The organism is Streptococcus sp. 5004 (assembly GCF_013276755.1).
GTDB lineage: Bacteria > Bacillota > Bacilli > Lactobacillales > Streptococcaceae > Streptococcus.
The window spans coordinates 152,971-174,327 of sequence record NZ_VMLP01000008.1; the positions used below are offsets into that span (position 1 = coordinate 152,971).

Sequence of the window (21,357 nt, forward strand, 5' to 3'; positions counted from 1 at the left end):
TTTTCTTATTCATAGGTTACGACTGTAACAGCACCCTTGTCATACTCAGCGATAAAGATGTTGGCTACATTGTCATGCCCTTGCTTGCTGAGATTGTCAAGCAGCCACTCTTCGCTACGGCCAATCGATTCCAAAACATCAACTTGAATCACACCGTCAGTCACAACTGGATACTTAGGATTTTCATCTCCCATTTGGACCACGATGAGTTGGCCATTTTGCTCCTGCACAGCTCGTTTAACTTGCTTCATCTGGAAAATCCCTTGGCTACGAAGTTTGAGGGCTACATCCGACGCAGACAAACCAACTGAACGGCAGGCTTCTGGGTCAATCTTCCCATTTTTGATGAGGAGAGTTGGTTTCCCATCAATCAAGCGTTTGACAAAACGAACATTGTTATTAAGCCACTTGAGGGTCAAGACCAAAATCGTCCACATCATCAAAATCACTGCATACTGGAGAATACTAATTGAACTATTGTAAATCACCCCACCGATGATACCACCAAGAACATAGTTCTGAATTTGGTCTGTCGCAGAGTTAGGTGCTAGGTTTCCCTTTCCTGTCACATTGATAACAAAAACAAGCGAGAAGAGACCCAAGGCCAGTTTGATTAAAATTTCCATATAGTTGAGTGTCATTTGTTTACCTCCACCAATTCAATAGCGTCTGTTTGATGCAATTCTAATTTCTCTAAAAGATACTTGTCTGGTTGGCTCCCGTTCATGGCACGGTAGACATTTGAACCGACCTTGACAAGCGCTCCATCAGTGGCAGCTGAAGTATTGACGTAAACTTCTGATTTATCCACTCCCAAGTCTTTGGAAACGACCTCTATAAAATGAAGGGAGGTTTGAAATTGATTGTTAGAGGCTTGATTGGTCTGGTATTTTGAAATCGTCACCAAAAGCATGGCTACCAAAGTCAAGGCCAAAATCATGACCAATTCCCGAAACTTAGTCCCCTTTTTATCACGATAAGCCTTAAAAGCAAAAAATCCTGTGATAGCTAGGAGCACAATCCCAAAGCCAATCATAATTCCATTTTGCTGACTGATTTGGCTAAGTACATAGTCATATGAGTAAAATTTCATTTATTTTCACTCCTTTTCATAAAATCATTCTTCATTATAAACGAAAGAGGGTGATTTTTCAAACCATACGTTGGGGAAATAGACTTATCAGACCAACTTCTCTAACTAATGACTCAAATACCTGTTTCAAGATTCTAATTTTGATAATTGATAAGAATAGACACTAGGAATTATCACTACAAAGAAAAGTGTCAAGAAGAATACCCAGTAAACATACAGTTGCACAAAGGAATTTAGAAACAATAACAATCCTCCTAATACCCAAATTTTTCCAGCTAATCGATGTGTTTTTCTCCAGTTTTTATCACTCTCCAAGGTCCACGGAAGTCGAATACCGATTATATAATTTCGGTGTGTTTTTGGTAGATAATTTCCAATTACGATCATCACGACTCCCATAAAAATCTGAGCTAGTAGCCCACTCATCATGGAATAACCCAAAGATTCTCCGTATATAGAAATCATTGATAGACAAGATACAAAAGGAATAATCCAGTAAATCAAAACTTGTATTTTTGAACTGATATTGCTAGATTTAGGATCCTTAATCATTATAAATAGAAGCAACCAATGCATCAAAAGCATGAGAGCAGGCAATCCAAAGATAGCAAACACTTTATGATTGTAGCCATCTGCTTGACCCAGTAGATTAAAATGAGTGGGTATCTCCTCTGGTAATTGATTCCAGAAAACACAACCTACAAGGGAAGGTAGTAGGATGAGAATGCTCGTAAATAATACCAATTTCTTATTGATTTTTATCTTCATCAAAATGATCTCCTTTCAGATCTGCTAACCAAACCATTATATCCTCTAAAACCGATGTGTTTAACTCATAATAAATAAAGTTTTTTTCTTTCATTTCATGAATCAAATCCGCTGCTTTCAAAATCGTGAGATGATGTGAAATAGTTGCACTAGTCAACTCGAATTGACTGGCAATTTCTCCTGCAGGTAATCTACCTGTTTTGAGTAAATTCAAAATCTCTCTCCTAACTGGATGAGATAAGGCTTTAAAGCTATTTGCAAAACTCATAATGACTCCTTTCCCTTTGTAATATTAGTAGGGATAGGACTAAGCAAGGTAGAACTGATAGCATTCCTGTCGGTGATGGGCCTAAAATCAAGAGGCTTGAAATTTTTTCTCCTGGTAATTGAAAGAGTAAACCAAGACCTGCAGTTGCATTGATTGCCCCATGAAATAGGGCAGAAGCCCAGATAGAACCTGTCTTTTCCAACAACCAGCTCAACAATATTCCTAGGCTAAAACAAGATAGAAACATAGCAACAACTCCCAAAACGGGATAAGCAAAATAAGTAAGGCCATAATTATATCCTTGCAAATTGATTGGTAAATGCCATAGACTCCAAATGAGAGCAAGTAAGACATGAGTCTGGACTAGTGAAAAGCGTTCTCTTAGCACTGGGTAAAGATAGCCACGCCAACCAATTTCCTCTCCCAATGCAAAGAAACTATTAAGAAAAGGAGCGTAGGTCAAACTAGATAGGATTTGAATCAAAGCCAAGAAAGATAAGGGAATGGCTGATTGAAGGACTCCTTTTTCTTGTAAAATAGCTTGAATAGATTCAAAACCAAGGCTGAAATTACTAGGGAATACAAGAAAATAAAGTCCCGCTCCTAAAAAACTGATGACTGCTGGTAACCAGATAGCTAGTAAGTAAAAGCTCCAGTTCCTCTTGAGATTCACGACTAATTTAGATTTGATTCCACTAGGTTGATTCGTGATTTTCCCTAAAATAAAGACTGCAAGTGCAGGCATCCACATAGCTACAATACTAGCAAGTTGACTCCATGGAGAATTTAGACCAACACCACTTAACCATAGTGCCAACCATATTATCCAAGCAAGGGCATAGGCCAAGACCACAAAAAGAAGGATTGTTCTCTTATTTGACATATATATAACTTCACTTTCTATTTAGATGTTTTTCTAAATAACATTATACACCTTTCTATTCTAAATACAAGAACTATTTAGATTTTTTTCTAAATAGTTTAGGGAATTTTTATTTTCTCAGGATAAAGTCTAAAGAGTGATTTTTCAAACCATACGTTGGGGAAATAGACCTTTTTTTGGTATAATAAAATCTATAATCTGAATGAAAAAGGTAACTTTATGAAACTTATCTCATGGAATATTGATTCCCTCAATGCTGCCCTAACTAGTGACTCAGCTCGTGCCAAATTGTCCCAAGAAGTCCTACAAACCTTGGTCGCTGAAAATGCTGATATTATCGCTATCCAAGAAACCAAGCTTTCTGCCAAAGGGCCTACAAAGAAACACTTGGAAATTTTAGAAGAACTCTTCCCAGGCTACGAAAACACGTGGCGCTCTTCTCAAGAGCCTGCCCGGAAAGGCTATGCTGGTACTATGTTCCTCTATAAGAAAGAACTCACACCCACTGTCACTTTCCCAGAAATCGGTGCCCCTTCTACCATGGACTTGGAAGGCCGCATCATCACCTTGGAATTTGATGAATTTTTCGTGACACAAGTTTACACTCCAAACGCTGGCGATGGTCTCAAACGCTTGGAAGAACGTCAAGTCTGGGATGTCAAATATGCTGAATACTTGGCTGAACTAGACAAAGAAAAACCAGTCCTTGCAACCGGTGACTACAATGTAGCCCACAATGAGATCGACCTTGCAAATCCTGCTAGCAACCGCCGTTCACCAGGATTTACCGACGAGGAGCGTGCTGGATTTACCAACCTTTTGGCAACTGGATTCACGGATACCTTCCGCCACATTCACGGCGATGTTCCCGAACGCTACACTTGGTGGGCACAACGCAGCAAAACTTCTAAAATCAACAATACAGGCTGGAGAATCGACTACTGGCTCACAAGTAACCGCATCGCTGACAAGGTGACCAAGTCTGATATGATCGACTCAGGAGCTCGTCAAGACCATACACCGATTGTCTTGGAGATTGAACTCTAAGGAGAAAACGAATGGACTATCAAGCTGTCATTCCTGAATTTGTAGTATCTGACATCGAAAAATCACGCCACTTCTACTGCGACCTGCTAGGATTCTCTGTCGAATACGATCGTCCAGAGGAGAAATTTCTCTTCCTCTCGCTTGAAGATTGCCAGCTTATGCTAGAAGAAGGAAGCGCAGAAGAATTAGCTCAGCTGACCTATCCTTTCGGGCGCGGTGTCAATATTTCCTTTGGCATTGCAGATGCTCCTCAGCTCCACCAAAAACTGCTGGAAGCTGACTATCCTATCCATCGTCCCCTGACAAAAAGAGAATTTCGAGTTGGCGAACAATATATCTACCCTCATGAATTTGCAGTTCTAGACCCAGATGGCTATTTTTTAAGATTTAGCGAGTAGAACAATAAAGATTGGGAAAAAGTCTTTAAAGTTAGAAAGAGGCATATTGTCAGGTCTTGAAAAATCTTGATAATATGTCTTTTATGATGAAAAAATCTTCTAAATGTTAGTCAATAAGTTAATCCTTGCCCATTTTTATATTTGTTCGTTTTTCAAACCAAAACACTAACAAAACATTTGATTTCTAAAGTTATTTAGTGTAAAATAAAAACATTGGCTCAAGCCTATTTAAAATTTAATATCGTTTTACTTGTTTATGTCGTGAATTGGCACGACGTTTCTACAAGGTGCCGGAACACCTAACAATAAGTAAGTCAGCAGTGAGGTATGGTCGTTTTTGCCATGCCTATTTTGGGGACTTACTTAGAGATTAAGTAGGTCCTTTTTCTATCCGTTTTACTGGATAGAAATCTGAAACAAGCAAATGAATTGGCTTTTAGACTTTAGGAGGTCTTATGAAATTATTAGAAGAGCGCATCCTCAAGGATGGGCATATCTTGGGTGATAGCATCCTCAAAGTGGATTCCTTTTTAACCCACCAAGTTGACTTTAGCCTAATGAGAGAAATCGGTAAGGTTTTTGCGGAAAAATTTGCTGCTGCTGGCATTACTAAGGTTGTGACCATTGAAGCGTCAGGCATCGCTCCAGCCGTTTTTACAGCTGAAGCCTTAAACGTTCCCATGATTTTCGCTAAAAAAGCTAAAAATATCACTATGAACGAAGGAATCTTAACTGCCGAAGTTTACTCCTTTACCAAGCAGGTAACCAGCACCGTTTCTATCGCTGGAAAATTCCTCTCACCAGAGGACAAGGTCTTGATTATCGACGATTTCCTTGCTAATGGCCAAGCTGCCAAAGGCTTGATTCAAATCATCGAACAAGCTGGTGCCACAGTCCAAGCTATCGGTATCGTGATTGAAAAAACCTTCCAAGATGGCCGTGATTTGCTTGAAAAAGCAGGCTACCCTGTTCTATCACTCGCTCGTTTGGATCGTTTTGAAAATGGTCAAGTCGTATTTAAGGAGGCAGATCTCTAATGCAAACTCAAGAAAAACACTCGCAAGCAGCCGTTCTTGGCTTGCAGCACTTACTAGCTATGTACTCAGGATCTATCCTGGTTCCCATCATGATTGCGACAGCCCTTGGCTATTCGGCTGAGCAGTTAACCTACCTGATTTCTACAGATATCTTCATGTGTGGGGTGGCAACCTTCCTCCAACTCCAACTCAACAAACACTTTGGTATTGGGCTACCAGTCGTTCTTGGAGTCGCCTTTCAGTCGGTCGCTCCCTTGATTATGATTGGGCAAAGCCATGGTAGTGGTGCTATGTTTGGTGCCCTTATCGCATCAGGGATTTACGTTGTTCTTGTTTCAGGCATCTTCTCAAAAGTTGCCAATCTCTTCCCATCTATCGTAACAGGATCTGTTATTACCACGATTGGTTTAACCTTGATTCCTGTCGCTATTGGAAATATGGGAAATAACGTTCCAGAACCAACTGGTCAAAGTCTCTTACTTGCAGCTATTACTGTTTTGATTATCCTCTTGATCAACATCTTTACCAAAGGATTTATCAAGTCTATCTCCATTTTGATTGGTCTGGTTGTTGGAACTGCCATTGCTGCTAGCATGGGCTTGGTTGACTTCTCTCCTGTTGCAGCAGCACCACTTGTCCATGTCCCAACTCCACTCTACTTTGGGATGCCAACCTTTGAAATCTCATCGATTGTCATGATGTGTATCATCGCAACAGTGTCTATGGTTGAATCCACTGGTGTTTACCTAGCCTTGTCTGATATCACGAAAGACCCAATCGACAGCACGCGCCTGCGCAACGGTTATCGCGCAGAAGGCTTGGCCGTACTTCTCGGAGGAATCTTTAATACCTTCCCGTACACAGGATTTTCACAAAACGTTGGTTTGGTTAAATTATCAGGTATCAAGACTCGCCTACCAATCTACTATGCGGCTGGTTTCCTGGTTCTCCTTGGACTCCTTCCTAAGTTTGGTGCCCTTGCCCAAATCATTCCAAGCCCTGTCCTCGGTGGTGCTATGCTGGTGATGTTTGGTTTTGTATCGATTCAAGGGATGCAAATCCTCGCTCGTGTTGACTTTGCTAACAATGAACACAACTTCCTTATCGCAGCTGTTTCAATCGCTGCAGGTGTAGGACTAAACAACAGTAATCTCTTTGTCAGCATGCCAACAGCCTTCCAAATGTTCTTCTCAAACGGAATCGTCGTAGCCAGCCTACTCGCCATTGTCCTCAATGCAGTATTAAATCATAAAAAGAAATAAGAAAAAGAGGTGCGAGCCTCTTTTTTAGTTATCTATATTCGTACCTGTCTGTCTTCTGACCTTTGGCCTGTGACAAACATAGTAAAGGTTGCCTTACAGACATTTTTTCCTTCTTGATTCGTGATATCAACATCCACGACACAGGTTGTGCGACCTTGATGGACACATTCTCCTTTTATTGTCAATACATCATCAAGTTTTCCTGCCTTGAGGTAGTTGATAGAGGACTGGAGTGTCACTCCATCAAGCCCCAGCGAGATAACCACCAAACCACTGATCTGGTCACAGAGAGTAAAGAGATAGCCACCATGGGCATTGCCATAGTAGTTGAGCGACGAGTCCACTACTTTGGTCGTCACCACAACGTGACCATCTCTCATTTGTTCAATTTCGTAATTTTCAAAGGCAGATATAGCGTCAAAATGAAAGTCTTTCATCGTTTCCTCCTGATATTTCAAACGACACTATGATACTACTTTTTATAGGACTGTGCAAGGAGAAAGCTCCTAGTCTGGCAAAATTCCTACCTGCTCCACAAAGCGCATAAAGGCTGCCTGTCCTTGTTCTGTCTGCTTGTAGACTCCTGTATCCTCAAGCACACGAGCAAAGATAGCCCCCACAGAGGCCTTGACGATTTCAAGGGCTTTTTCTTTATCTGTTAGGTCTGGATGGTGAGCTTTGAGTTGGTCTGCCCATTCCTGATGATAATCAGCAACTGTATCAGCTTCTCCTACAAGATAGCTAGCGACTTGCTCCACTTCTGCTTTCAGACGAGGTGGTAAAATAGCCAAACCCATGACCTCAATCAAACCGATATTTTCCTTCTTGATATGTTGGACATCCTTGTGAGGATGATAGATGCCATCAGGATGTTCTGCAGAAGTCTGATTGTCCCTCAAGACCAAGTCCAACTCAAACTGTCCATCACGCTTACGTGCTATAGGTGTGATGGTGTGATGCGGTGTCCCGTCTGTTTCTGCCAAAATCTGCACGGCAGGGTCTGAATACTGACGCCATTCCTGCAAAATCTTATCAGCTAAGTTAATCAAATCTTCTTTGGAATCTGAAGTCAAACGCAACACTGACATTGGCCACTTGACAATCCCAGCCTTAACCTGCTCAAAACCAGCAAATCGGAAGGTCTTTTGCAAGGGAGCCAATTCCATCGGAAAGACGTGACGGCCTCCCTGGTAGTGGTCATGAGTGAGAATAGACCCTCCCACAATCGGCAAGTCGGCATTAGATCCAGCAAAATATCCTGGAAACTGCTCTACGATAGCTAGCAGACGTTCAAAACTCTGACGACTAATGGCCATGGGACGATGCTGGCCATCTAAGAAAATACAGTGCTCATTAAAATAAGCATAGGGCGAATACTGGAAGCCCCACTCCTGACCAGCCATTTCAAAGCGGATAATACGGTGATTGCTACGGGCTGGGTGGTTAACTCGACCATGGTAGCCCTCATTCTCTAGACAAAGCTGACACTGAGGATAATTACTAGCTTGCACCAACTTGGCTGCCGCAATCTCTTTGGGATCCTTTTCAGGCTTAGAGAGATTGATGGTAATTTCAAGTTCACCGTAGTCAGACGGAACACGATAAGCGATATTTTTAGCAATGGCCTTGAGTTTGATGTAGTCATTCTTCTGACTGAGTCGGTAAAAATCCTCTATCGCTTGCTCAGGAGAGTGAGCATAGATTTCCCAGAAGTCACGATTGACCTGACTCGGACAAGGGGTCACCAAGTCCATTAGTTCAGCACCAAGGATTTCACGCGCAGCCTGACTATCCTCAATCGTCTCTAATCGAACGGCTTCCTCAACCAGCTGGTCCTTGAGGTCAATCACTTTATCCAGATCCGTCTCAACTTCCAAAACACCATCTCCCACTCGTGCCAAGACACGATTGGTCAGGTAGATTCGATCCATTTCCTCAAATGAACTTTCAGAAATGACATGTGTTACAAATTTATCTACTAAGGTCACTATAGAGCCTCCTTTTGACTAGTCAAGGACGCGAGTGCCACCTGCAACTTCAGCAATATAGAAGCTTGGAGCGTATCCAATTACTTCCTCGTAGTGTTTGCCTACAGCTTCCTTAAAGGCATCAACAGCATCTTTTTGCACCAAAGCAATGGCACAGCCGCCAAAACCAGCCCCTGTCATACGAGCACCGAGAACTCCTTCTTGAGCCCAAGCCGTATGAACTAGGGTATCTAATTCCAAGCCAGTTACTTCATAGTCATGCTCTAGGGAAACGTGTGACGCATTCATCAAACGACCAAATGTTTCCAAATCTCCTGCTTGAAGGGCTGCTTGAGCTTTGAGGGTACGTTGGTTTTCAAGCACAGCATGGCGAGCACGTTTCAAACGATTTTCATCTTTAATCAGATAGCTATATTGGTCAAAGGCCCACTCGTCCAATTCACCCAAGGTCTTAATATCCAAGGCAACTTGCAATTCTTCTACTGCTTTTTCACATTCAGCACGGCGTTCATTATATTTAGAATCCGCCAATTCACGGCATTTGTTAGTGTTCATGATAACAACGACATTGTCCTTCAAATCAAGTGGTACCAAATCATACTCTAAAGTGTTAGTATCTAAGTAAATAGCACGTTGGTCAGCCCCCATACCGATAGCAAACTGGTCCATGATACCAGAATTGACTCCGATAAAGTTATTTTCTGTTTGTTTTCCAATTTTAACCAAATCGAGACGCTCTAATTTTAAATCAAAGAGATGCTCTGCCACGACTCCTGTCAAGAGTTCAAGGGATGCTGAAGAAGACAAGCCAGCACCATTTGGGATATTCCCATAAACATAAAAATCAAAACCTTTGTCAATCACATGTCCAGCTTCTTGCAAGAAATGAAGAACCCCTTTTGGATAATTGGTCCAGTTGTGCTCTTTTTCAAACTTGAGGTCAGCGAGAGGCACTTCGATAATGCCCTTGTCCTCAAAGTTGGCTGAGTAGAAACGCAAGACTTGGTCATCACGTTTGCGAGCAGCCCCATAAGTTCCTAAGGAAATGGCTGCCGGAAATACATGTCCACCATTGTAGTCTGTGTGTTCACCAATCAAGTTGATACGGCCTGGTGAAAAGAAGGTTTGGTCCGCTTCTTGACCAAAAACAGCAAGAAAGTCTTTACGAAGTGCTTCTGCAGTAAGATGTTGTGTCATATGAATTCTCCTTTGACTGTCCGTTAAGTCACCTTAACGTGTAATCGTTTTCTTATATTGTATCTAAGGGATTTCCCAAGGTCAATCCTTTTTACTAAAATTTTACTAAACTATCAGTAAAAAGCAGAAAAATATGATATACTAACCTAATCAAGGAGGATTTATGGCTACTTTAAAAGACATTGCACAGCTAGCCTCTGTCTCTATCGCGACCGTATCCCGCGTCCTCAATCGCGACCAGAGCCTATCTGTTACAGAAGAAACCAGACACCGTATTTTAACCGTTGCTGAAGAGCTGGGCTACACCAAGCACCTCAAGACAGGCGAGTCCCACAAGCCCAAGCAAAAGATTGCCATTATCCAATGGGTCAGCGAACAAGGGGAGCTGGACGACCTCTACTACTACCAGATTCGCCTAGGCATAGAAAAAAGAGCCCAAGAGTTGGACTATGATATCTTGCGCTATTTTAATGACCATCCTTTTACCCTAAGCGAAGAAGTGATTGGGATTCTCTGCATCGGAAAGTTTAGCCGAGCTCAGATTTCTGCCTTTGAAGAATACCAAAAACCTCTTGTCTTTCTAGATAGCGATACCCTCTCGCTGGGACACACCTGCATTATCACAGACTTTTACACTGCCATGAAACAGGTTGTCGATTATTTTCTCAGCCAAGGGATGGACCGCATCGGGATTCTAACAGGCCTTGAAGAAACAACCGACCAAGAAGAAATCATTGAGGATAAGCGACTGGAAAATTTTAGGAACTACAGTCAAACAAAAGGAATCTATCATGATGAACTGGTCTTTCAAGGAAGCTTTACCGCCCAGTCTGGCTATGACTTGATGAAGGAGGCCATTCAGAGCTTAGGAAACCAACTGCCGCCAGCATTTTTCGCAGCTAGCGATAGTTTAGCCATCGGTGCCCTCCGTGCGCTCCAAGAAGCTGGAATCAGCCTGCCAGGCCGCGTCAGTCTTATTTCCTTTAACGATACTAGCCTGACCAAGCAAGTCTATCCTCCCCTCTCCAGCATCACCGTCTATACCGAAGAAATGGGCAGAGCAGGCATGGATATTCTTAATAAGGAAGTACTCCACGGTCGCAAAATCCCCAGCTTGACCATGCTGGGAACCAGACTGACATTGAGAGAGAGTACGAGGAATGATTAGGATTACAAAACTACCTCTAGCAAGGCTGTTTCTCTAATAATCTCTATGATTCCGCTCCAACTCACACTTTTCGCTTATGTGTTTGGTGACTTTCTAGGTCAGCATCAACTTCAATGGTAATATTTTGAAAGCCACAATCTTTGAGGAAAATTCGAATAGATTCTTTACAAGTTTCCATATGCTCCATCTCTTTTAAACAAACATGGACAATGGCATTTTTTTCCAAACCATCCATAGTCCAGAGATTAAGCTGATTGATACTAGCGACATGATCCAATTCTGCTAAATCCGTCTTGATTTTCTGGATATCTACTCCTTCTGGCACTGCATCGAGGAATATCTTGAGCGTTCTCCAAAAACGTGGAAGGGCTTTTGACAGAATAAAGAAGGAAATAGCAAGAGACAAGAGCGGATCCAAGATATACCAATCGGTAAATCGAAGAACAATGGCCATCAGGATGACAGCCACCCAACCCAAGGTATCTTCCAGAAAGTGCAGGCTGAGAATGGATTCGTTCTTGGTTTGTCCTTTGCGAATGACGAGACTCGCTAGCACATTGACAGTAATCGCAATAATTCCTAACCAGAGAATCCCCTCATCATTGACCGGTTGTGGATGAAAGATTTTCGCTATATTTTCCAAAATGACCAAAACGGACCCTGTCATAAGAATCACAGCCGTTACCATAGCCCCTAAAAGGCTAAAACGCTTGTAGCCCAAAGTATAGTGGCTGTCTTCTTCACGATTGGAGATACTTTCCAAAAAGGCTGAGATCCCAATAGCAATCGCATCTCCCAAGTCATGCACCGAGTCAGCAAGAACTGCACTGGAACCAAACACTCCACCAGCGATAAACTCGACAATGGCATAAGTCAAATTTAAGAAAAAAGCTAGCCAAACAGGATATTTTGCCTTCATATTTCTCATTCCTTTGTTATAATAGATTTATGAACATCTTGTTCATTATCATTATCCACTAAAACTCAAAGAAAGGATAGAAGCAAAAGGTCAGCTTTATTCAGTTCTGAACAATTTGCCTCAAGTGTCCATATGACTAACATTGACCGCCGTATCAGTAAAACAAAAAAAGCCATCTATCAAGCTTTTCTACAACTTTTGAATGCTAAGGGCTACGAGACCACTACTGTTCAGGATATCATTGATCTTGCAGATGTGGGACGCTCCACCTTTTACTGTCACTATGAGAGTAAGGAGCTGCTTCTGGACGAGCTCTGCCGCTACCTCTTCCATCACCTCTTTGAAAGAGAAAAATCCATTTCAACTAAGGTTTATCTCGCCCATCTCTTTCTTCATTTTCAGAAAAACCAAGACCATATCACCAGTTTACTATTCTCTAAGAATGACTACTTCCTCCGCCAACTCCAGAGAGAGTTGGAACACCACGTCTACCCCATGCTGGTTGACGATTTGAAAGAAGCACACCCAAGTCTGCCTGCTTCTTATCTCCAACACTTGGTCGTGACCAACTTTATCGAAACATTGACCTGGTGGCTCAAAAAAGGGCAAGACTTCACAAATCAGGAAGTTGTCCAGTTTTATCTAGACCTTTTCATTTCTAAAGACTAATACTCAATGAAAATCAAAGAGCAAACTAGGAAGCTAGCCGCAGGCTGTACTTGAGTACGGCAAGGTGAAGCTGACGTGGTTTGAATTTGATTTTCGAAGAGTATAAATACAGACTAGAGCTCAGTCGCCTTATACCCTGGCTACTGAGTTTTTATTTTTTCAATAATCAAAAAGCCCAGACGACATTGTCTGAGCTTTCTTCTATATAGTCGTTTAACCAAGTTGAGTTTAGCTTTTCAAGCTATTTCTTCAACAAACCTTGTTCTTGTAGAAACTCTTTGGCTACTTGTTCTGCTGACTTGCCTTCAACACCGACTTGATAGTTAAGCTGGCTCATCTGGCTTTCTGTAATCTTACCAGCCAATTTATTAAGAACTCTTTCCAACTCTGGATGTTTCTTGAGAAGAGCTTCTTTCATGAGTGGAGCCCCTTGATAAGGTGGGAAGAGTTGCTTGTCATCTTCCAAGATCTGTAAATCATAACGCGCCAATTCCGCATCAGTCGAATAGGCGTCCGTGATTTGAATATCACCTGACTGAATAGCCTGATAGCGAAGGGCTGGTTCCATCGTAGCTACATTGAGATTGAGACCATACATTGATTGCAAGCCCTTATTGCCATCTTCACGGTCATTAAACTCAAGTGTAAAGCCTGCCTTCAACTGCCCTTCCACTTTTTTCAAGTCCGAAATGGTCTTCAAGCCATATTCTTGAGCAATCTTTTTCGGAACAGCTACAGCATAGGTATTTTGATAAGACATAGGTTTGAGATAGGATAGATGATCCTGTTTGGCAATGCCATCACGTGCTACCTGATAAACCTGATCTGGCTCGTGACCCACTTTAGGTGATGGCTGAAGTAAACTTTCAGTCACCGTTCCTGTAAATTCAGGATAGATGTCAATATCGCCTTTTTTCAAAGCTTCATAAAGAAAGCTTGTTTTCCCAAAATTTGGTTTTACAGTCGCAGTCATGCTGGTATTTTCTTCAATAAGGAGTTTATACATATTGGCCAAAATTTCTGGTTCTGGACCCAATTTCCCAGCAATGACCAAGTTTTCTTTCTCTTTTTGAGCCAAGAGAGCTGGACTATAAGACAAACCAAGCAATAAGGTCACCAAGGCAAAACCTGAGAAAATCGTCCGCAATTTTGCTTTTTCCATCACTTTTAGTAGGAAGTTAAAGGCAATGGCAAGCACTGCAGAAGAAAGGGCCCCAATCAAAATCAGACTGGCATTATTACGGTCAATTCCCAAAAGAATAAAGGAACCCAGCCCCCCTGCACCAATCAAGGCCGCCAAGGTTGCTGTACCGATAACCAATACTGCTGCTGTCCGAATCCCAGACATGATAACAGGCATGGCAAGTGGAATTTCAAACTTCTTGAGACGTTCCCATCTAGTCATCCCAAAGGCAATCCCAGCCTCTTGCAGACTCGGATCAATTCCCTTGAGTCCAGTGATGGTATTTTGCAAAATAGGGAAAATCGCATAAATCACTAGAGCTGTCAAAGCCGGCAAGGTTCCAATTCCCATCAAGGGAATAAAGAGCCCTAACAAGGCCAAAGACGGGATGGTCTGGAAAATCCCTGCAATCTGCAAAACCCAGTCAGCCAACTTCTCATGATAGCGAAGATATACAGCTAAGGGAATCGCAATAAAAATAGCTAGTAACAGGGTCAAAAGTGACAACTGCAAATGTTGGGATAGAGCTGTCAACCAATCACTAAAACGATCCTGAAAAGTTGCAATTAAATTAGTCATGAACACTACCTCCAAACAAGTCTGCTACAAAGTCTGTTGCAGGGGCTTTTAAAATCGTCTCGGGATTCGCCACCTGACGAATCTCTCCATCCTGCAAGACAGCAATACGGTCCGCCAATTTCAAGGCTTCATCCGTATCATGGGTCACAAAAATCGTTGTCATCCCAAACTCTTTATGCAATTCTTTCGTCAGAACCTGCAACTGCTTTCTCGAAATCGCATCCAAGGCTGAAAAAGGTTCATCCATAAGCAAAATCTTAGGCTGACCAATCATGGCACGAACAATACCAACCCGTTGCTGTTCTCCACCAGATAGTTCACTAGGAAGTCGATGCCCATACTCAGCTACCGGTAAACCAACCTTAGCCAAAAGCTCTTCTGTTTTCTTCGCAATTTCTTCTTTAGTCCAACCCTTCATCTCAGGAATCAGGGCAATATTTTCTGCAACCGTTAGATTGGGAAACAGAGCAATGGCCTGTAAAACATAACCAGTAGAAAGACGAAGTTCACGCTCATCATAGTCTTTGATGCGCTTGCCATCCATATAAATATTTCCATCAGTCGGCTCCAAAAGACGGTTAATCATCTTAATCATGGTCGTCTTACCTGATCCAGAAGGTCCAACTAAAACCATAAACTCCCCATTCTTAATCCGTAAATTAACATCTCTCAAAACATCTTTTTCTGTGTAGCGCAAGGCTACATTTTTGTATTCAATCATTCTTTGTCCTCAATTTAAAACTTTCCTCGGTTGGTCAAATCTTCAACCTTTGGCATAATTTCCTTATTATCCCAATGCTCCACAATTTTCCCATTTTCTAGACGGAAGATATCGTACTGGGCATAAGCAAGGCCATCAATCTGAGTTTGACCATAACTAACCACATAGTTTCCTTTTCCTAATAGTTGGAAAATAAAGTCGAAAGTGACACCAGGTTCAGCCACATAGTTTTTATAAGCGACACTTCCTTGTCCAATCTCATGATTATGCTGAATCAAATCATCTGCCACATAATCACTCCACTGCTCCAGTTCCCCATTTTGGAAAATTTCTGTCAAGAAACGGCGAACCAACTTTTTATTTTCTGCTGTTTTGTCTAAATCCTTGATTTCAAAATCTCCAAAAATTTGATCTAATTGACCATTTTCAGGTGTTCGATAGTAGTCAATAACGTCCCAATGCTCCACGATACGTCCATTCTCATCTGCACGGAAAGTATCTGTCGTTACCCATTGAGCTTCCCCACCATTCAGATATTGATGAACATGAACAAAGACCAGATCGCCATCCTCAATAGTGCGGACAATCTTCATCTGACGTTCTGGATGACGCTCGAAGAAATTTGCAAAGAAGGCCGCAAACCCTTCTTTTCCGTCAGGCACACCTGTCGAGTGTTGGATATAAGTATCCCCTACAGACTGGGCTTGAGCCTCAGCAACTCGTCCGTCTTGAATGGCATGAATGTATAGGTTGTGAGCATTTTTCACTTGTTGTGACATGATTTAAACCTCATTTTCCTTCTCTTTCAGATTATCCAAAATTCTTTCTTGAAAGGCTTCAAACTGCCTAATTTCTTCCTCTGAAAATCCTTTGTAAAAGATCGTATCCAATTTCTGACTGACACGATGTCCCACTTCTTTCTGGGACTGCCCCAAATCTGTTAAAACTAAATACTTCTTACGCTTGTCTTCTCCACATGGACTAACAGTTACAAGATTTTGTTCCTCAAGCTTTTTTATCATAGTCGTCAGCGTATTATTAGCAAGACCAGTCGCAAGCGCAATATCTGTCGCAGTTGCGCAGCCAGTTTCACTATTCCATAAAACCGCTAAAATCTTACCCTGTTCACTACGATAAAGAGCTTCAGGATCTTGGCTCAGTAACTTTTGAAAAATCCGCCCATTCAACAAACGAATATGATGGGCTAGCAAATGACTATCTTTCATAACACCTCCAATTTATTTCGATATCGAAAAGAATAAAACAATTATAACACTCATCGTTCCAACTGTCAACTATTTCGATTTGGAAATAATTTTTCCCAGTAAAAAAACCTCCTACCCAAGGTAGAAGATTTTAATCTTATAAACTTAATCCGTCATGTCCGATACCAACGTTCGATGCTCCAATGGAACACTGCACATAACTAGCAAGAAAATGAAACCTGACTGAATCCAGAAGAGGGCCAAGTCAAAGATTCCGTGTACAGCAACCACTGTAAGGAAAGACAGATAAAGACCGATAATCGGGCGTTTCCCCGACTCCTGACTCATATCCATCATCAAGCGAACAGGAGCAACAGAAGACAAAACTAATAAAATAGTCCCCACAATTCCGTAACTCAGAATCGTATCGATATATAGACTGTGAGCATGTTCATGATAAGGAGCATTTATCCGAGGATAAGAGTGCATATAGGTCAATGGCCCCTCACCCCAGAAAGGATTTTGCTTAAATAAGGCCATCCCAGCATCCCAGATAGAAATGCGTTCTTCCATAGAAGAGTCTAAAGTCCCCATCCGAACTCCTAGATCACTGGAAAAGAGGAAACTCAAGCCAATCGCAAAGACCCCAATACTAAGCCAAAAGGCCTTCCAGTTTTTAATGGTCGTAAAGAGATAAATAATGGCTCCAGCGATAATAGCAGGAAATGCAGTTCGATTTTGCGTAAAGTTCAAACCAAAGAGATTCACAAAGCCTGCAAACACACAGAATACTTTCAACCAATTCAACTTGGTCGTTGTAAACAGATAGAAGGCAATCATGATACAGAAACAACAAATAATTCCATAATAATTAGGATTAAAGAAGGTCACTTCTGCACGATTCTGATGCCACACCTGCATATTGGGTGAAAGAAAAGCATAGTTAAATTTCTTCACAATTTGGAAATGTTCTAAACTCGCAAAAGCAGCTGACAAGACGCTACCAAACAAGACGAGCTGCAAAATCAATCGAAAGAATTTATGTGATAAAATCGACTGATAGTGCAAAAAGAAAACAGTAAATAGAAAAATTCCTACTGAAGCCACAACTCCCATCCAATTTTGTGCAAAAACGGATATAACAGTACTATAGCCAAGAAAAAGAAGCAGCATCGGATGCTCCCCCATTTTCTGAAGAATACTTTTCATGTCTCCTGTAAAAATCAAACTGATAATATATAAACAGAATACAACTACAAAAAGATAAAAGGGTAAAAAGATACTCAGGATAATTCCCAATAAAATCAGCTCTTTACTAGACAACCCTCTCAGCTTTTCAATAAAGCCTATTGATTTCAAAATGAATCCTTTCTCTCCAAATCAGTTGATTCAGATAATAGTAAGCTATCCTATATTGTACCACTTTTTTAGCAATTTGAAAACAAAGGAAACGTTTTCCAAAATAAAAATCCTATTTTATCAACCATATCAAGGCTTCAAAATGTTACTTTAATTCCGTTCTCAATTACCCGATAAGTCTGATTTTGCAAATCAATTTCTGCTACTGCTGTTACGGACTTATCTTTATTTTGACGTTTGATTACAATGCTGTGGGCTGTTGGTGTTTCAACGTCAATAGTTCCTTCTAAATCAAATGCTTCTGAACGATTACGGAAAGAAAATAGATTGAGAAGTGCCTTCACCACAGGACGTTGGACTTCTTCTGCTATTTCCTCATTGCTATAGTAATGACGATTAATATTTCGACCTTCTTTAGTTTCTTCTAATAATTTCAAGTCATTCTTGCCTGCTAATAGACCTACATAGTAAACTTGAGGAATACCTGGAGCAAAAGCTTGAATTAGACGAGCGAGAAAATACTTAACATCATCATCTCCAAGCGCAGAATAATAGGTTGAATTGATTTGGTAGATATCTAAATTATTATACTCGGCACTGGAGTACTTACGTTTGACATTAGCTCCAACCTTATAGAGTTCATTTGAAGCATAATCAATCTCCTCATCGGTCAGGATATCCTTGACATCTACTACTCCAATCCCATCATGGGTATCTAGCGTCGTAAATTGCTTCATCGGGCTCATCTTCAACCACTTAGCCAAACGCTCTGTTCTGGAACTGTAAAGAGTATAAAGTGTCACCATTGGAAGAGCAAAATCATAAACATAGTAATCATGGTCTGCTATTTTAAACTGAATCGAATAGTGTTCATGAATCTCAGGTAAAAGCTCTGTCCCATACTCAGCAGCGATATCTCGAACTTTGTCCAATAAATCCCAAATATCTGGTTCTACAAAGAAATCATTAGTATCCAATTTCTTCACTGCATAAGCAAAGGCATCTAGACGAATCAAATCACATCAATTACTTGCCAAGTGCTGAATGGTCTTACGGATAAATTCCATCGTTACTTCTTTGCTCACATCAAGATCAATCTGCTCCTCACCAAAGGTATTCCACAAATGTTCCACTGAACCATCTTCAAACACAATCTCTTGCTTTGGTGCACGATCCTTACGCTTGTAAATTAAATCTACATCAGACTGTGTTGGACGGTTTTCTGGCCAAAACTTATCCCAGTTTAAAAAGAGATCTTTAAATTCACTGGCTTCATGTTTTTCTTGATAGTCCTTATAATACTTAGATTGACGAGAAATATGGTTAATCATAAAGTCAAACATAAGATAATACTTCTCACCTAAACGCTTAACATCCTCCCAATCACCAAAAGCTGAGTCCACTTCGTCGTAGTCAACTGGCGCAAATCCACGATCACCTGTTGATGGGAAAAATGGTAGAAGGTGAACTCCCCCAATAGCATCTCCAAAATGCTCTTCCAAATTCTCATATAAGTCTTTAAGATTATTTCCCAGACTATCTGAATAGGTAATCAACATGGTTTTATTCTGAATTGGCATCATTACTCTCCTTTTTCTAATTGAAGCCAAGTCTTATATGACCTGGCTTCGTAAATCAAATTCATTTTAAATCTCTGTTTATCATCAAACTCGTATTAATATAGACTGTGATAAACTAAGTACTACTTTATTTTTTTCTTGAATTGTCAATAAGCTGAATCGTCCCTTCGTATACGGAATTGAACACGGGACTAATTTCTTAGGAAAAAAGATAAATCTTCTTGTGTGCAAGCACACTACGTCAATTTCCTATTTTTCTACAGAAATTTTCAGCAAGCTGAATCGTCCCTTTGTATCTTATTTCACTGCTCCGTTGCTCATTCCTGAAATAATATGTTTTTGGAAGATGAGGTAGACGACAGTAATTGTTACAATTCCCACAATATAGGATGCAAAACTTGGCCCATAGTCATTAAAATACTGACCTTGGTAGTTGTACTGGAAGAGAGGCAAAGTCCACAGCTTGGAATCCTTATTCAAAATCAACAATGGCAACATGAAGTCATTCCAGAACCAAAGGGCATTGATGATCATGGTTGTCGCATGCATGGGTTTCATCATTGGGAAGATAATTCGACGGTAAGTTGTAAATCGATCAGCCCCATCGATTTCCGCAGCTTCATCTAAACTATCTGGTACACTGATTTTAATATAACCGACATACAAGAAGAGGGTCTGTGGAATTGCATAAGTTAGATAAAGTAGTACCAACCCCCACATATTTGCCAGGCCGAGTTTGCTCATCATAACTGTGATAGGAATCATAATCACCTGAAATGGAACAAATATCCCTAAGATCAAGAGCGAATACATAATTGCAAAGGCTTTTTTCTTGGACATATTTCGAGCAATGGAATAGGCTGCAGCTGGTATAAAGAAGGCTACTACAATCAATGATAATACCGTAATAACAGCTGAATTCCAGAAATAACCTCCAATCCCATCCGAAACCAATCGTTCATAATTGCTTAATGTAAAAGGATTGGGCAAACTAAAGAAATGATTCATGATATCCTTGGTTGTCTTGAAGGAACTAAAAACCGTTACCAACAAAGGAACAAGTATAAGAATACCACCTACTATCAAGAGGACATACTTCCAAAACTGATTCAATTTTTCTTCTTTTTTCATGTGTAAGACTCCCCTATTAGATTTCAAATTTCTTTGATAGTTTGATTTGGATCAGAGAAACAATTCCAATAATTAAGAATAAAATCAAGGCAATTGCATTCGCATATCCATATTGATTACTCTTGAAGGCATAGTTATAGACTAAAAGACCAAGAGACGTTGTAGCATTATTAGGACCACCACTCGTCAAAGCAAAAATTTGGTCAAAGGCAGTCAAACCGGACTTAAGAGCTAGGATAAAAACCATAGAAATCGTTGGCAACAAATATGGTAATTCAATTTTCCAAAAAGTTTGTTTGCTTGTTGCACCATCAATTGATGCCGCCTCCAAAATATCAGATGGAATACTCTGAAGACCAGCAAGAAAGAGAATAATTGGCATTGCTACTCCTTGCCATAGAAGAACAAAAATAGTTGCCACTACCGCTCCGATTGGTGTTCCTAATAGACTTTCTTGTAAAAAACTAATCCCTAAAATTTTTCCAATCGTTGGAAGACCATAGTTGAAGAATTGTTTAAAAATCAAGGAAACTGTCAAACCAGACAAAACCGCTGGGAAAAAGAACCATGCTCTAAAGAAGGTTTGCCCTTTCATCTTAGAATTCAAGGCTCGAGCCACAACCATCCCAATTGTAATCTCTCCAATAATCAATGCCAGGGTTAAAATCAAAGTAAAAGCTATGGCTGTGAAGAATTTCCCATCAATCATCAGCAATTTGTAGTTATTCAGACCAACAAATTTATAATTATAGGTCAATCCAGTCCAGTTAGTCAAACTATAGAAAGCACCTTGTACCATCGGAAAGTAAAAGAAGATAGCTTGTAATGCAAGCGGGATGAGCAAAAAAGTCCAACCCCAGTATTTATTTAAAATTTTTCGAATAGCCATATCATCTTAACTC

Annotated in this window: 22 protein-coding genes, 1 pseudogene and 1 riboswitch; of the genes and pseudogenes, 6 read left to right on the plus strand and 17 right to left on the minus strand. The window is 40.7% G+C overall.

Annotated features, from left to right (window positions below):
- Positions 1-5: 5 nt before the first annotated feature.
- From HT685_RS03750 to HT685_RS03770, 5 genes are all read right to left on the minus strand, one after another.
- A complete protein-coding gene (locus HT685_RS03750; protein WP_042900454.1) occupies positions 6-641 on the minus strand; it encodes a DUF421 domain-containing protein in 636 nt (211 codons plus the stop codon).
- Positions 638-1,093, minus strand: a complete 456-nt coding sequence (locus tag HT685_RS03755) for a DUF3290 family protein (protein ID WP_020900359.1) — start codon at positions 1,091-1,093, stop codon at positions 638-640. Before HT685_RS03755 ends, HT685_RS03750 begins: the two co-directional genes overlap by 4 nt.
- A gap of 126 nt (positions 1,094-1,219) precedes the next feature.
- Positions 1,220-1,861, minus strand: a complete 642-nt coding sequence (locus tag HT685_RS03760) for an SdpI family protein (RefSeq protein ID WP_173225542.1) — start codon at positions 1,859-1,861, stop codon at positions 1,220-1,222.
- Positions 1,842-2,129, minus strand: a complete 288-nt coding sequence (locus HT685_RS03765; protein ID WP_000006513.1) for an autorepressor SdpR family transcription factor — start codon at positions 2,127-2,129, stop codon at positions 1,842-1,844. Before HT685_RS03765 ends, HT685_RS03760 begins: the two co-directional genes overlap by 20 nt.
- Positions 2,113-3,012: a type II CAAX endopeptidase family protein gene (locus tag HT685_RS03770; RefSeq protein ID WP_173225539.1), complete on the minus strand. Its 900-nt coding sequence runs from the start codon at positions 3,010-3,012 to the stop codon at positions 2,113-2,115. Before HT685_RS03770 ends, HT685_RS03765 begins: the two co-directional genes overlap by 17 nt.
- Before the next feature lie 219 nt (positions 3,013-3,231).
- Between HT685_RS03770 and HT685_RS03775 the strand changes: the two genes are divergently transcribed.
- The 4 genes from HT685_RS03775 to HT685_RS03790 all read left to right on the plus strand — a co-directional run bounded on the left by HT685_RS03775 (position 3,232) and on the right by HT685_RS03790 (position 6,756).
- Positions 3,232-4,059 (plus strand): exodeoxyribonuclease III, encoded by an 828-nt coding sequence (locus HT685_RS03775; RefSeq protein WP_000767453.1) that lies wholly within the window; start codon positions 3,232-3,234, stop codon positions 4,057-4,059.
- Positions 4,060-4,070: 11 nt separating this feature from the next.
- On the plus strand, positions 4,071-4,457 hold the full coding sequence (locus tag HT685_RS03780) for a VOC family protein (protein WP_173225536.1): 387 nt from the start codon (positions 4,071-4,073) through the stop codon (positions 4,455-4,457).
- A gap of 230 nt (positions 4,458-4,687) precedes the next feature.
- Positions 4,688-4,783: riboswitch (purine riboswitch) on the plus strand.
- 129 nt (positions 4,784-4,912) lie between these two features.
- Positions 4,913-5,494 carry a xanthine phosphoribosyltransferase gene (locus tag HT685_RS03785; protein ID WP_173225533.1) on the plus strand — a complete coding sequence of 194 codons (582 nt, stop codon included), beginning with the start codon at positions 4,913-4,915 and terminating at the stop codon, positions 5,492-5,494.
- Positions 5,494-6,756 (plus strand): nucleobase:cation symporter-2 family protein, encoded by a 1,263-nt coding sequence (locus tag HT685_RS03790; RefSeq protein WP_173225530.1) that lies wholly within the window; start codon positions 5,494-5,496, stop codon positions 6,754-6,756. The genes HT685_RS03785 and HT685_RS03790 overlap by 1 nt, the downstream gene beginning before the upstream one ends.
- Positions 6,757-6,788: 32 nt before the next feature.
- Here HT685_RS03790 and HT685_RS03795 read toward each other — a convergent pair whose 3' ends face one another.
- The 3 genes from HT685_RS03795 to HT685_RS03805 form a co-directional block, all read right to left on the minus strand.
- Positions 6,789-7,193, minus strand: a complete 405-nt coding sequence (locus HT685_RS03795) for a PaaI family thioesterase (RefSeq protein WP_173225527.1) — start codon at positions 7,191-7,193, stop codon at positions 6,789-6,791.
- Positions 7,194-7,262: 69 nt separating this feature from the next.
- Positions 7,263-8,744 carry a UDP-glucose--hexose-1-phosphate uridylyltransferase gene (locus tag HT685_RS03800; RefSeq protein ID WP_173225524.1) on the minus strand — a complete coding sequence of 494 codons (1,482 nt, stop codon included), beginning with the start codon at positions 8,742-8,744 and terminating at the stop codon, positions 7,263-7,265.
- A gap of 18 nt (positions 8,745-8,762) precedes the next feature.
- The gene (locus HT685_RS03805) at positions 8,763-9,941 is read right to left on the minus strand and encodes a galactokinase (protein ID WP_173251525.1); all 1,179 of its coding nucleotides are present in this window, start codon (positions 9,939-9,941) and stop codon (positions 8,763-8,765) included.
- 163 nt (positions 9,942-10,104) lie between these two features.
- Here HT685_RS03805 and galR point away from each other — a divergent pair, with 163 nt between their 5' ends.
- Positions 10,105-11,109 carry a DNA-binding transcriptional regulator GalR gene (galR, locus tag HT685_RS03810; RefSeq protein WP_173225518.1) on the plus strand — a complete coding sequence of 335 codons (1,005 nt, stop codon included), beginning with the start codon at positions 10,105-10,107 and terminating at the stop codon, positions 11,107-11,109.
- A 61-nt stretch (positions 11,110-11,170) separates the two neighbouring features.
- Here the strand turns inward: galR and HT685_RS03815 are convergent, their stop codons facing one another.
- Positions 11,171-12,028: a cation diffusion facilitator family transporter gene (locus HT685_RS03815; RefSeq protein WP_173225515.1), complete on the minus strand. Its 858-nt coding sequence runs from the start codon at positions 12,026-12,028 to the stop codon at positions 11,171-11,173.
- 132 nt (positions 12,029-12,160) lie between these two features.
- Here HT685_RS03815 and HT685_RS03820 point away from each other — a divergent pair, with 132 nt between their 5' ends.
- Positions 12,161-12,697, plus strand: coding sequence for a TetR/AcrR family transcriptional regulator (locus HT685_RS03820; protein ID WP_173225512.1), 537 nt, complete (start codon positions 12,161-12,163; stop codon positions 12,695-12,697).
- A gap of 241 nt (positions 12,698-12,938) precedes the next feature.
- Here the strand turns inward: HT685_RS03820 and HT685_RS03825 are convergent, their stop codons facing one another.
- The 8 genes and pseudogenes from HT685_RS03825 to HT685_RS03860 all read right to left on the minus strand — a co-directional run bounded on the left by HT685_RS03825 (position 12,939) and on the right by HT685_RS03860 (position 21,344).
- Positions 12,939-14,459 (minus strand): ABC transporter permease/substrate-binding protein, encoded by a 1,521-nt coding sequence (locus HT685_RS03825; protein WP_173225509.1) that lies wholly within the window; start codon positions 14,457-14,459, stop codon positions 12,939-12,941.
- Positions 14,452-15,180: an ABC transporter ATP-binding protein gene (locus HT685_RS03830; RefSeq protein ID WP_173225506.1), complete on the minus strand. Its 729-nt coding sequence runs from the start codon at positions 15,178-15,180 to the stop codon at positions 14,452-14,454. Before HT685_RS03830 ends, HT685_RS03825 begins: the two co-directional genes overlap by 8 nt.
- A 14-nt stretch (positions 15,181-15,194) precedes the next feature.
- Complete coding sequence (locus HT685_RS03835) at positions 15,195-15,959, minus strand: ester cyclase (protein WP_173225504.1); 765 nt, start codon at positions 15,957-15,959, stop codon at positions 15,195-15,197.
- 3 nt (positions 15,960-15,962) lie between these two features.
- Positions 15,963-16,406: a MarR family transcriptional regulator gene (locus HT685_RS03840; protein ID WP_173225501.1), complete on the minus strand. Its 444-nt coding sequence runs from the start codon at positions 16,404-16,406 to the stop codon at positions 15,963-15,965.
- A gap of 144 nt (positions 16,407-16,550) precedes the next feature.
- Positions 16,551-17,744, minus strand: a complete 1,194-nt coding sequence (locus HT685_RS03845; protein ID WP_173225498.1) for an O-antigen ligase — start codon at positions 17,742-17,744, stop codon at positions 16,551-16,553.
- A 137-nt stretch (positions 17,745-17,881) separates the two neighbouring features.
- Positions 17,882-19,324 (minus strand): annotated as a pseudogene (gene gtfA, locus HT685_RS03850) (sucrose phosphorylase).
- Positions 19,325-19,621: 297 nt separating this feature from the next.
- Positions 19,622-20,455: a carbohydrate ABC transporter permease gene (locus HT685_RS03855; RefSeq protein ID WP_173225495.1), complete on the minus strand. Its 834-nt coding sequence runs from the start codon at positions 20,453-20,455 to the stop codon at positions 19,622-19,624.
- 16 nt (positions 20,456-20,471) lie between these two features.
- Positions 20,472-21,344 carry a sugar ABC transporter permease gene (locus tag HT685_RS03860; protein WP_001007715.1) on the minus strand — a complete coding sequence of 291 codons (873 nt, stop codon included), beginning with the start codon at positions 21,342-21,344 and terminating at the stop codon, positions 20,472-20,474.
- Positions 21,345-21,357: the final 13 nt, after the last annotated feature.